Origin of the sequence: Chitinophaga sp., assembly GCF_017745275.1 — a bacterium.
Lineage (GTDB): Bacteria > Bacteroidota > Bacteroidia > Chitinophagales > Chitinophagaceae > Chitinophaga.
Map to the genome: position 1 here is coordinate 170,411 of NZ_JAGHZS010000012.1, position 12,276 is coordinate 182,686.

Below are 12,276 nucleotides of genomic sequence, written 5' to 3' on the forward strand. Positions count from 1 at the left end.
TTACTACGCAAAAGTGAGAAATTGTAGAAAAAACGGGGAATGTAGGTTAGGAGAGGGAAGTATTTTACTTATTATTAAATTCATGAATTCATGGATCCGGGAAACCGGGTAATGCAAAAAACAAAAGGCGCCTCTGAAATACAAAGGAACCTTTTCAAAGAAAGCTATCTTTCTAAATACTACTCTTCTTCTCCTTCCATAAATCCTTCAATACTCCTTCTATCCTTCTTCGTCGGACGGCCAATCTTGCTCTGGCGCTTACCAGTCTGGAACACAGACGGCACAAACGCAGGCGCTAACTTATCCTCATCGGGGGTAGTATCAATATAGTACTTAATAGCTTCGCTATACGCCACCCTGTTGGATATCAGGCCTACTACTTCAATCACCCATTTCCGGGCTTCGCCTCTGATTTCAAATTTATCGCCTACAGATACAGGTTTGGCGGCCTTTACAGAAGAGCCGTTCATCTTTACTTTACCACTATCGCAGGCATCAGAAGCCTGGCTGCGGGTTTTAAATACCCGGATAGACCAGAGATATTTATCTACGCGTACTTTTTCAGTAGTGCTCATAATAAAGCTTTTAGCAGTTAGCTTTTAGCTATCAGCCATTAGTTTAGCCTGCAGGACTAAAAGCTAATGGCTAACAACTAAAAGCTTTTTTTATTTGCTCATTTCCGCAAAAAACTTGTGGAAATAAGGAATGGTCTCAATGCCTTTATAGTAGTTCGCTAAACCGTATTTCTCGTTAGGAGAGTGCAGGTTATCGCTATCCAGGCCAAAGCCCATCAGTACTGTTTTCAGTCCCAGTTCTTTTTCAAACAGTGCTACGATAGGAATACTACCGCCACCGCGAACAGGAATAGGTGCTTTACCGAAAGTAGCGTTGATGGCTTCATGAGCAGCCTTAAACGCAACAGAGTCAGTAGGTGTTACATATGGGCTGCCGCCATGGTGCTTGGTTACTTTCACTTTTACGCTCTTAGGCGCAATAGCCTCAAAGTGTTTGGTGAACAGGTCGGATATTTCGTGCCAGTCCTGGTTAGGAACGAGGCGCATAGATATTTTAGCGAATGCTTTGGATGGCAGCACGGTTTTAGAACCTTCGCCGGTGTAGCCGCCCCAGATACCGTTTACCTCCAGGGTAGGACGTATACCGGTTCTTTCGATGGTGGAGTAACCTTTTTCGCCCCAAACGTCTGCGATGCCGAGATCTGCTTTATATTCCTCTTCATCAAAAGGAGCGGCATTTAACGCTTCTCTTTCTTCTGCACTCAGTTCCTGTACTTTATCATAGAAGCCGGGAATGGTGATGTGGTTATTTTCATCGTGCAGTGAAGCAATCATTTTAGCGAGGATGGTAGCCGGGTTAGCCACAGCACCACCGTATACACCACTGTGCAGGTCGCGGTTAGGACCGGTTACTTCTACTTCCATGTAAGCCAGGCCACGTAAGCCGGTGTCGATAGACGGGTTTTCGAGGCTGATCATTGAAGTATCGGAAATCAGTACCACGTCTGCTTTCAGGCGGTCTTTATTTTCTTTCAGGAAGATGCCCAGGTTAGCGGAACCAACTTCTTCTTCTCCTTCAATCATAAATTTGATGTTGCAGGGAATGGTGTTGGTTTTGTTCATGGTTTCAAATGCCTTTACGTGCATATAAAACTGACCTTTATCGTCTGCGCTGCCGCGGGCGTATATGTTACCGTCTTTGATAACCGGTTCAAACGGACCGCTATGCCACAGTTCCAGTGGATCTGCAGGTTGTACGTCGTAGTGGCCGTATACCAGTACAGTGGGTAAAGAAGGGTCTATAATTTTTTCTCCGTAAACAATCGGGTGACCTGCTGTCTGACACACTTCTACATTATCGGCGCCGGCTTCCTGCAGGCGTACTTTTACTGCTTCCGCACAGCGTTGTGTATCTCCATTAAAACGGGAGTCTGCACTCACAGATGGAATGCGCAACAGCTCTAATAATTCCTCCAGGAAACGATCTTTATTCTGTGCCTGGTAATCTTTCCAAACTTGCATGTTTCAGGTATGATTAAGTGTACAATGTGGTGCAAGTTAACGGAAAAACAACATTTAGAAATTGCCGTTGCCGGGATTTTGATGAGTGGCTGGGCGCAAAAGCAGGCGCATAAAGAGTAGTACGCAGGTAAGTACCGGCGATATGGCATTGTTCACCCGGAAGAGATCAGGAAATCAGTTTCTGTCGTACCAGGAATTCCAGTTTCTGGTTTACATCCAACAGTTTGGCAGTCAGTTCTTTATTTTCCTTACGGAGAGCATACACTTCATAAGCTTTGTCGATGTTATGCTTTAATTCTTCTTCATTCCAGGGTTTGGAGAAATACTTATATACCTGTCCTTTGTTGATGGCGTCTACTACAGCGTTGATGTCGGCATAACCGGTGAGTAGCATGCGTATAGGTTCGGGGTACTTTTCAAGAATTGATTCGAAAAACTCTATCCCGGTAGTTTTGGGCATGCGCTGATCCGAGATAATGATGTGAAATTCCTGTTCCGCCAGGAGCTTTTCTGCTTCTTCAGCTGAAGTGGCTGTCACTACGTTGTACAGCCGTCTGAAAGAAGCTTTAAAGGCATTCAGATTGTGTATTTCATCATCAATATAGAGTATATGGATGTGTTGTGCACTCATTTAGCAGAGTTAGGTCCAAATTATTGATAATAAATGAGTTAGAAACAATGAGACTGTCGATGTCGGTGTTGTTATCCATTCTGCCCCATTCACTTTAATATCATATAATAAAACGTTGAACGTTTTCTTCACTGCAAAGGTACATATAAACATACTGTTTTATGAGGAATATTTCAAGGATGAATGAACTTTTTTAAAAAATAGCCGTTTCCTTATCCAATAGCGATTTAGTGGGGGAGTTTCCATATTTTCGTGTAGTTATGAAAAGCGTGCGTTTACCGCTTTTTTTATAGCATTCACCGGTAAAAACAATACATATACCGGCAAGCCTCAAAACAGGAATACGTTTTGCATCATTGCCGGCACCTAAAACTTAAATTTTAATTCAGATGAAAACAGGAATTATTGTAATTGTAGTAGTCGCTTTGTTAGTCATGTTAGGTTGTGGTAAATACAACGGCCTCGTGACTAAAGATGAAAACGTGAAGAATAAATGGGGAGTGGTACAGAGTAGCTATCAACGCCGCGCTGACCTGATTCCTAACCTGGTAGCCACTGTGAAAGGTGCTGCTAACTTCGAAACCGAAACACTGGAAAAAGTAATCCAGGCTCGTGCCAGCGCTACCCAGATTAAAGTAGACGTAAATGACCTGAGCCCTGAAAAAATTCAACAATACCAGGCAGCACAAGGTCAGCTGAGCCAGGCATTGGGCCGTTTACTCGCCGTGTCTGAAAACTATCCCGACCTGAAAGCGAATGCTAACTTCCAGAACCTGCAGGCACAGCTGGAAGGTACTGAAAACCGCATCAACGTAGCCAGAAACGACTTCAACGAAGCAGTAAATGGATATAACAGTGCCGTACGTACGTTCCCGAACAACATTGTAGCCGGTATCACTGGTTTCAAAGCTAAAGGTTACTTCGAAGCTGCCGCTGGTTCTGAAAATGCACCACAGGTAAAATTCTAATATAACCACCTTCGTATTCCGGTTTTTTGTTGCGGGAGATAGAAATGCAGAGGGAGCTACTTTCTCCGCAAATTTATCCCGGCATCAGAGAACCGGAATTTTTAAAAATATTATACGCATGCGCATTTTCCCCTTTAAAAGAAAAGAGATTTTTTCGGAAACGGAGAAGAACAGGCTAGTGCAGGCTATCCGGGTAGCAGAACGATTAACATCCGGAGAAATCAGGTTATTTGTTGAAAGTCGTTGCGCTTACGTAGACCCCATGGACAGAGCCAGAGAAGCATTTGTTTCCCTGGAAATGGGCAAAACGAAACTACGCAACGGGGTGTTGGTATATGTGGCCATTAAAGACCGTCAGTTCGCCATTCTCGGCGATCAGGGTATTCATGAGAAAGTAGGCGATGACTTCTGGGTGAAAGAAGCAGGATTGCTAATAGACCACTTCCAGAACAATCGTATCATCGAAGGTATAGAAGCCTGTATTGAAGAAATAGGCACTTCTCTCCGCACTTTCTTCCCCCATGAAGCCGACAGCGATGTAAATGAACTTCCGGACGATATCGTGTTCGGTAAATAGCGGCCACTCTTTTTAAACGATTTTACCTTAGAAACAATGAGGATACTACGCTGGATTTTACCGGGATTGTTAATGATGGCGGGCTTGCTGACGAAAGCACAGAACATTCCGCCCCGGCCTAATCCTCCAACTTTAGTAAATGATTTTGCCGGCGTATTGTTGAAAAATGAAGACGACGCCCTGGAGCATAAAGTAGTGACATACTTTGATAGTACCTCCACTCAGATTGCTGTCGTTACGTTGAAATCTATCGGCGACAACGATATCAGCGAGGTGTCGTTAAAAATATTACGTGACTGGGGAATTGGTACCAAAGGCAAGAACAATGGAATACTTATTCTTGTTTCAGTTGAAGACAGGAAGATAAGGATAGAAACGGGCTATGGCATGGAAGGTGTTGTTCCGGATGCCATTGCCAATGATATTATCAATAATATTATCAAGCCCAACTTCCGTGAGGGCCGTTATTATGAAGGGCTCGACGGCGCTGTGGATGCAATTGTTAAAGCAGCGGCGGGCGAATACAGGGCAGACCCAAAACGAAGTAAGCCAGGTATAAGTCCGGGAGGAATTTTCCTGATCATCATGATTATTGTGATTGTTGCTTCCCTGATCAGTCGCGGTGGCGGCGGCGGCGGAGGTGGTGGCACCACCTACAACAGACGTGGCGGTTGGATCTGGCCGGTATTAGGTGGTATGAGTAGCTTCGGTAGCGGCAGCGGTGGCGGCGGTTGGTCCGGTGGCGGTGGAGGAGGCGGCTTCGGCGGCTTCGGTGGAGGTTCCGGTGGCGGCGGTGGCGCCAGCGGTAGCTGGTAAAAGATGAAAACTATTTTATGTCATACGTACATGTGTTAAACGGAGATGCTACCCTTACCTTGTTCCGGCAAAGTGAGGTGCCGGGAGAAGTTGTAATATGCCGCGAAATGATGTGCGAAGGAAAAGTAAAGTATACCAAAGATCTGAATGAATTCTTCGCAAGCCGCGCCAAACACCTGGAATATCATTACGGAATTGACAAACAAACTTATTATACCAATGTTGTACAGGAGCTGGAGAAGTTAAATCTCTCCGGCTCCTCTGCTGATGAAATAGTCCTTTGGTTTGAATACGACCTGTTTTGTCAGATAAATATGCTGTTTATCCTGTATTACATCACCAGTCAACTCCCCTCTCTTCCCCCCATCAGTATTGCCAATCTGCCCCATCACGCATTGCCGGAGGAACTTTCCAGGGTATTTGAACAACGCATACGCCTGCAACCAGCCGATCTTATATGGGCCGCCGACGTGTGGGATGCCTGGTGCTTCCATACGCCGAAGGTGCTCGAAACTGTCAGTAAACTATCTCCCGGAAATCTTACTTCCCTGCCGGCAGCTATAGAGGCTCATCTGCAACGATTCCCCGATATAAACACCGGGCTGAGTATAATTGAAAACTATTTCCTGCTGCGATTGGTATTGGGCAGCTATCGCTGGTACGACCTGTACATGCTGTTCTGGGATGAACTGGAGATTTATGGCTTCAGCAACTTCCAGCTCGATATCCTCGTGCACCGGATGGTGCGTGCCGGTGTAATAGAAGAGCATGATCAGATGTTGAAGATTACCAGTTTAGGGAGGGAAATATTGGAAGAAGAAGAAAATTACCTGGATTATATTTCCCTCGGAGATCGCTGGCTGGGCGGCGTACGACTCGAAGGTACGCCCTGGCGTTGGGATCCCGCTATCAAGGCCTTGGTAGAAGTAATATAGACATAAAAGAGATGAGCAAAAATTGATGCGCTATCCACATCAATTTTTGCTCATCTCTTTTATGTCTTTGGGAAAATCATCTCCCCACAACAAACTATTCTTTAATAGACTTCCTGATTTCCTCAGACGCTTTACGCATATAGTCAGCCTGTTTCAGCAATTCATCCCGGTTAGTACCAGTAACGGCGGTAGCTTCCTGGGATTTACTTTTGCTGATTTCCTGCATCCAGTTGCTGATGTAAGTACTTACCTGTGAGTTGTTAAACTGGGCAGTCATGGCTTTCACCTGATCCACTCCTTTGGTAACTGCAGGAGTACTATTGATTTTAGAAAGGAAACCCAGGTAGTCGAAAGCAGCGTTTAGCTTGTCCTGGCCACTGGTTTCATCAAATTTTGCAGCCACAAAATTCACATCTGCAGCATTACCTTTACGGGCATACACGCCGGCAATAGCATTCACCAGTTTACCTTTGGTATCGCCTTCCAATTGCTTTGCAATTGTATAAGCTTTGTCCAGGTCCAGGGCTGCCAGGCCTTCCAGTCCAGCTGCCTCTACACCGTAGGATTTATCTTTGGTAGCAGCTTCAAACAAGGCAGAGTATTGTGCATCTTTCAGCTCACCCAGTTGTTGTAAAGCGGCGGCACGGACCAGCGAGCTGGGATCGCTTTTTGCCAGTTCCTGTAAAACAGGCAGGGCAACAGCTTTCACCGCACCGTTAGCCATATTCAGTTTACCAATAGCATACGTTCTTAAACCATGGTATTTATCTTTCAGGGCCAGTTGCAGTACTTTCACGGCTTCAGGATTGGTAGCCTGTGCATCTGCAGCTTCATCAATGGCAATACGGCGGTCCATGTAGTTAGGCGCATGTGCATATTGATAAGCATAAGTAGGGAAAGCGCGGTGGTCATCTATCTTAGCTAATACTACTTTGTCAGCATCTACATTTACGAGATCCGGGTGGGTAGTATAGGTGTAGGTGAAGGAATCTACCCTGTTTTCCATAAAGATATTATGCCTGGTAACTTTGCCACCTTCATAAATATCAATGGCCATTGGGATTTGCCATACTTTGGCTTCTTTCTGTATCTGTTGTAAGATAACGGTAACTGTTTTCGCGCTTTCGTTATACTTATAGCTGATATCCAGTTGAGGGAAGCCTTTGCCGAAATACCACTCGTTAAAGAACCAGTTCATATCACGACCGGTTACTTCTTCAAATGCCAGGCGCAGTTGATGCGCTTCGGTAGCCTTGAAGGCGTTCGTCTTCAGGTAAAGGTTCAGCGATTTGAAGAAGGCAGAATCGCCTACTGCATTGCGTAACATGTTCAGGATCCGGCCACCTTTCTGATAAGTGATCTGGTCAAACATATCTTCTTTGTCCCGGTAGTGGAAACGTACCAGGTCTTTATCTCCGGAATATTGCACCATCGACATGTAAGACTGCATCGCTTCGTAGCTATGCTCGTCTGCTGCGTCTTTACCGTATTTATGCTCCAGCCACAGGTATTCGCTGTAATCGGCGAAAGATTCATTCACGGTCAGATTGCTCCAGGACTCGGCAGTAGCCAGGTCGCCAAACCAGTGGTGGAACAATTCGTGAGCGATTACGCTTTCGTTGTAATTGTTGTTATCGAGCAGTTCACGATCTGTTTTCTGCATGAATTCACCGTGCAGGGTAGCGGTGGTGTTTTCCATGGCACCGGATACGTAGTCACGGCCGGTAATCTGTGAATACTTCACCCATGGGTAATCGTAGCCTAGTATTTTAGAATAGAAGGTGAGCATTTCCGGGGTGTTGCCGAAAATGTTCTTTGCATATTTTTCGTAAGCCTTTTCTACATAGTAGTTCACTTCTTTACCACGCCAGGTATCTTTTACAATGGCATAGTCACCTACGGCCATCATGAAAAGGTAAGGAGAGTGGGGGAGATCCATTTTCCAGGTATCGGTACGGGTGCCGTCGGCATTATTCTTCTGGCTTACCAGCTTACCATTGGAGAGGGTTACATATTTCTTTTCCACCGTCATGCTGATTTCCTCAGTGCATTTCTGGTTGGTTTTATCGATAGTAGGGAACCAGGCAGAAGAGCCTTCGGTTTCGCCCTGTGTCCAGATCTGGATAGGCTTATTCGGGTCTTTGCCGTCGGGGTTAATGAAATACAGGCCCTTGGCGTCAGAGATGGCAGCGCTTCCTTTTACTTTCAGCTCGTCGGGTTTAGCGGTATAGCTGATATAAATGATATAAGATTCGGCAGGCTTATATTGTTTATCGAGTGCAATATGCAGTTGAAGGCTGTCGTAGCTGTACTTCAGCGAGGTATTTTTACCTGCTTTTACAAGGGCTACTTCCTTAATGTCCATCCCTTTAGCATCGAGCGTGAGGGAGTCAGTAGCATAGAAATGAGGTTTCAGGGTAATCCAGGCCTTTCCATACAGATAACGCTTGGCATAGTCAAAACGCACGTCTAGCTTGGTATGTACCAAATCATTTACTTTAGTGGCTGCGGCACGGTAAATTTTTAACGCGGGGTCTTCCTGGGCAGCTTTGTCGGATTGGGCCATCAGGGAAGTACTCATTCCCAGGCCGGCAATTCCTCCGATGAGCATCCCCATCAGGGATTGCTTCAGATGTTGATTCATGTATAAAGCGGTTTTAAACAAATGTATCGGCTTGCGATATTAAAAAGAGCCAAATTTAAACAAATGGGCCAAATATGAGGTAAGTGGTTAAAAATGCTATTTTTGTTACTGTTATAGGCTTGTAAAACAGTATTATGATCAAAGCAATAGTGAATGGCAAATCTACATTTGCCGTGAATCAGGGCACAAAGCTTACCTGCGATAACCAGGAAGTAGATTGGTCCGCAGCAACACTGCCTTCCGGCGATTACAGTATCATAATGGACGGCCACAGCTATCAGGCGCAGGTGTTACGGGTTGACCGGGACACTAAAACAGTGGTACTACAGGTAAATCAACAGCAATTTGAAGTAGCCATAGAAGAACCGATTGATCAGTTATTGGCGTCTATGGGCATTAAAGATGCCATGACCCGCAAGGTGAATGACATTAAGGCGCCTATGCCGGGACTGGTACTGAAAGTACTGGTAACCCCCGGACAGGCCATCCATAAAGGGGATCCGGTGTTGATCCTGGAGGCGATGAAGATGGAAAATGTGTTTAAAGCTGCTTCAGATGCTATTGTAAAGGAAATTAAAGTGGCAGAGCGCACCGCCGTGGAAAAAGGCGAGGTGTTAATCGTGCTGGAATAATATTTGCACAGGAACAGTTTTTTATACCAATCTATAGTATGCATCTCAAATACAGGACAGTAATATTCGTTTGGGCATGCTTGTTATTATGCGGCCGTCTTTGGGCGCAGGAACAGCGTCATTACGTATATATTCAGAGCGAGAAAGGGCAACCATTTTATGTAAAGCACGATGGTAAAGTGCTGAGTTCTACGGAGCGGGGATATATTATCCTGCCCCAGCTGGAAAACGGTACTGTCCCTATCACCGTGGGCTTTCCGAAAAATGAAGCCAATGAAGCACAGTTTTATCTGAAGATAGCGAAGAACGATCAGGGCTTCTTATTAAAGCAGTCCGGTGAAAATGGTTACGCGCTCTATAACCTGCAAACCTTCCGTGAGCTGAAGTCAGAGGCAGGCGCTCCGGCAACGGCAGCCACTGAAACACTGGTGCCGGCAGATACTTTGGTCCCCGTGCTGGATACCGCAAAGAAGGAAATGATGACCAATCTGCAGAAGGACCTGGAAACTACATTCGCTGATAAGGCTGTTGTAACAGGCCCCAGCAAGCCATCTACCCCTGCTAAATCATCCAACCCGTTTTCTTCCGCTTTGGATAAAGTAGTAGTGACCGGCGACGACCGGAATGAACCGGAACCGGAAGTGAAACCAGCAGCACCTGCAGAACAGCCGGTAGCAGCTGATACGGAAGTAAAGAAGCCCAAAGGCAAAAAGCATAAAGGAGATAGAGAGCCTCTTACAGAAGAAGAAAAGGCTATCCTCAGCGATGTGCTGGCTGAAGAAGGAAAAGTCGCTGCCAGTGAAGCCGCCACAGAAGATGTTGCCAAAGCCGCACCTGCAGAAGAACAACCTGTAAAGAAACACAAGAAACATAAAGCCAAAGAAGGAGATCCGGATTTCATAGAATTTCAGGACGATAAATCCCAGCCTGCCGCTACCGGCGCTGCAGTAGCAGCAACTGCTGCCCCTGTGGTGGTGGAAGTGCCGGTAACAACGCCTGAAGAAGCGCCTGTTCGCAAGAAAAAGAAACGCAGCAAACTGTTTGATGACACCGAGAATCCGCCTAACATCATCACGGATTCCAGTGGTTATGGTGTGGCTGCTACTCGTCCGGTAACAGATGAAGAGCCGGTAAAAAGTAAAAAGAAAAAGAAGCACAATGATGCCGAAGTAGCCGTAGATGCAGCAGGAGCGCCGGTAGGAGCAGCAGTAGGTGCAGAAGTTACACCTGATGTACCGGTAACAAAAAAGAAAGGCGATACCCGTTTAATTAATTCAGATTGCGCCAATGTTATGGATGATGCCACTTTCCGTAAAGTATTACGTAAAGTGGTGGCCGCCAGAACGGATAACAGCATGATAGATGTATTCCAGCGCCAAACGCGTAACTACTGCCTGGAAACAGCGCAGATAAAAACACTGGCGCAGTTGCTCACTGCAGATGATACCCGCTATCGCTTACTGGATGCAGCTTATTCCAAAACATACGATACAGAAAAGTATGGCTCCCTGGAAACCCTGTTGATCGATGATTATTACAGGGGCCGATTCAGAGCCATGTTACATAAGTAATATTTATTACCTTATTAATTACGGAGTTATAGGCAGATGTACCACCCGGGCAGCTGTTTATAACTCCGTAATTTATTATCGGTAATTCGTAATTCTTTAATTTCGCCCCCATTATGAACAGGTATTTTATAGAAGTGGGATATAACGGAGCGCAGTATAGCGGATTCCAGGTACAGGAAAACTCGCATACTGTGCAGGCAGAAATAGACCGCGCATTGAGTGTATTACTGCGAGATACCATCGTCAGCACCGGCTCCAGCAGAACAGATGCAGGCGTAAATGCCCGGCAAAATTTTCTCCATTTCGATACCGCATTGCCACTGCACCCGCAGTTTATGTATAAGATTAATGCTATTCTGCCGGATGATGTGGTGCTGAGAGGAATATACCAGGTACCGGAAGATGCTAATAGCCGGTTTGCCGCAGTCAGTCGTTCTTATGAGTATACCCTATATATCCGTAAAGATCCTTTTATGCTGGACCGGGGATACTTCTTTCCTTACAAGATAGATCTGGCGGCACTGCAGGAAGCAGCGGCAGTTATTATGGAATACAACGACTTCACTACTTTTTCAAAGCGCAATACACAGGTGAAGACATATATATGTAAGATCACCGAATCTATCTGGAAGGTAGAAGGGGAGCGTATAGTCTATAACGTTACTGGTAACCGTTTCCTGAGGGGAATGGTACGCGGACTCGTAGGAACCATGCTGAGAGTGGGGCGTGGTAAGCTTTCCATGAAACAGTTCAGGGCTGCTATAGAGAGTAAGGATTGTACAAATGCCGACTTCGCCGTACCGCCGCAAGGGTTGTTTTTGATGAAGGTGAACTATCCGGAAGGGCTTTTACAGCCGGTTAGCTTCGATCGACCATAATTTTTTTGCCTCTGTAATCCTTTGTGGTAAAGGATTACAGAGAATGTTGTAAAATAGTTGGGTAAAAAAGTTGGAAGTGTTAAAAAACCGCCTACCTTTGCGCTCCGCTTTGATAGAAAGCACACATACAAAAGCTCTTTCTGACACTATATTTCTACACACTTTTTCTACGGCCACATGGCCGCTAACCACTGCCAGCAGTGACGCTGCGATCAGTGATAATGGAAAAAGAAAATTGAAAAAAAAACTTTAAAAAGATTTGGTAGAAATGAAAAGTTGATTACCTTTGCAACCCCAACAATAACGGGGCAACAAACGGAAAGCGAAAGTTGCGAAATTGAAATAAGATGTTTGGCTAAAGAGCCACAGAGATCGGATCTCACACATCATCTACCAGTTAGTAATAACTGAAAAGTTCTTTGAAAGATTGGAAACAACAGCACGATTCAAATTAGTGATAGTTTGAATCAAACACAGGTAATGTACAGCTATACATAATTAAATGATCCGATTGATTTCGAGAGAAATTAGTCAGGTATCAAAACTTCTTTACAATGGAGAGTTTGATCCTGGCTCAGGATGAACGCT

11 protein-coding genes are annotated in these 12,276 nt (G+C 45.3%); 7 read left to right on the top strand and 4 right to left on the bottom strand.

All coding sequences use genetic code 11. From position 1 onward, the window contains the following. Positions 1-179 precede the first annotated feature (179 nt). The 3 genes from J7623_RS30560 to J7623_RS30570 all read right to left on the bottom strand — a co-directional run bounded on the left by J7623_RS30560 (position 180) and on the right by J7623_RS30570 (position 2,667). Entirely contained in the window at positions 180-575 is a 396-nt protein-coding gene (locus J7623_RS30560; protein WP_291928783.1) for an RNA-binding S4 domain-containing protein, read from the bottom strand. A 90-nt stretch (positions 576-665) separates the two neighbouring features. Then, on the bottom strand, positions 666-2,036 hold the full coding sequence (locus J7623_RS30565; protein WP_291928785.1) for a dipeptidase: 1,371 nt from the start codon (positions 2,034-2,036) through the stop codon (positions 666-668). Positions 2,037-2,202: 166 nt separating this feature from the next. Continuing rightward, positions 2,203-2,667, bottom strand: coding sequence for a response regulator (locus J7623_RS30570; RefSeq protein ID WP_291928788.1), 465 nt, complete (start codon positions 2,665-2,667; stop codon positions 2,203-2,205). Between the two features lie 434 nt (positions 2,668-3,101). Here J7623_RS30570 and J7623_RS30575 point away from each other — a divergent pair, with 434 nt between their 5' ends. The 4 genes from J7623_RS30575 to J7623_RS30590 all read left to right on the top strand — a co-directional run bounded on the left by J7623_RS30575 (position 3,102) and on the right by J7623_RS30590 (position 5,963). Next, the gene (locus tag J7623_RS30575; RefSeq protein ID WP_366840116.1) at positions 3,102-3,635 is read left to right on the top strand and encodes a LemA family protein; all 534 of its coding nucleotides are present in this window, start codon (positions 3,102-3,104) and stop codon (positions 3,633-3,635) included. 118 nt (positions 3,636-3,753) lie between these two features. Continuing rightward, complete coding sequence (locus J7623_RS30580; protein ID WP_291928794.1) at positions 3,754-4,212, top strand: TPM domain-containing protein; 459 nt, start codon at positions 3,754-3,756, stop codon at positions 4,210-4,212. A 36-nt stretch (positions 4,213-4,248) separates the two neighbouring features. Beyond that, positions 4,249-5,028 carry a YgcG family protein gene (locus J7623_RS30585; protein ID WP_291928797.1) on the top strand — a complete coding sequence of 260 codons (780 nt, stop codon included), beginning with the start codon at positions 4,249-4,251 and terminating at the stop codon, positions 5,026-5,028. A 17-nt stretch (positions 5,029-5,045) separates the two neighbouring features. Continuing rightward, complete coding sequence (locus J7623_RS30590; RefSeq protein WP_291928799.1) at positions 5,046-5,963, top strand: hypothetical protein; 918 nt, start codon at positions 5,046-5,048, stop codon at positions 5,961-5,963. A 94-nt stretch (positions 5,964-6,057) separates the two neighbouring features. Here the strand turns inward: J7623_RS30590 and J7623_RS30595 are convergent, their stop codons facing one another. Then, complete coding sequence (locus J7623_RS30595) at positions 6,058-8,607, bottom strand: M1 family metallopeptidase (RefSeq protein WP_291928802.1); 2,550 nt, start codon at positions 8,605-8,607, stop codon at positions 6,058-6,060. 134 nt (positions 8,608-8,741) lie between these two features. On the opposite strand from J7623_RS30595, the gene J7623_RS30600 reads away from it, so the two are divergent. The 3 genes from J7623_RS30600 to truA all read left to right on the top strand — a co-directional run bounded on the left by J7623_RS30600 (position 8,742) and on the right by truA (position 11,688). Then, complete coding sequence (locus J7623_RS30600) at positions 8,742-9,239, top strand: biotin/lipoyl-containing protein (protein ID WP_291928805.1); 498 nt, start codon at positions 8,742-8,744, stop codon at positions 9,237-9,239. Between the two features lie 38 nt (positions 9,240-9,277). Beyond that, positions 9,278-10,810: a DUF4476 domain-containing protein gene (locus tag J7623_RS30605; protein WP_291928809.1), complete on the top strand. Its 1,533-nt coding sequence runs from the start codon at positions 9,278-9,280 to the stop codon at positions 10,808-10,810. Positions 10,811-10,923: 113 nt separating this feature from the next. Next, a complete protein-coding gene (gene truA / locus J7623_RS30610) occupies positions 10,924-11,688 on the top strand; it encodes a tRNA pseudouridine(38-40) synthase TruA (RefSeq protein ID WP_291928812.1) in 765 nt (254 codons plus the stop codon). Positions 11,689-12,276 lie beyond the last annotated feature (588 nt).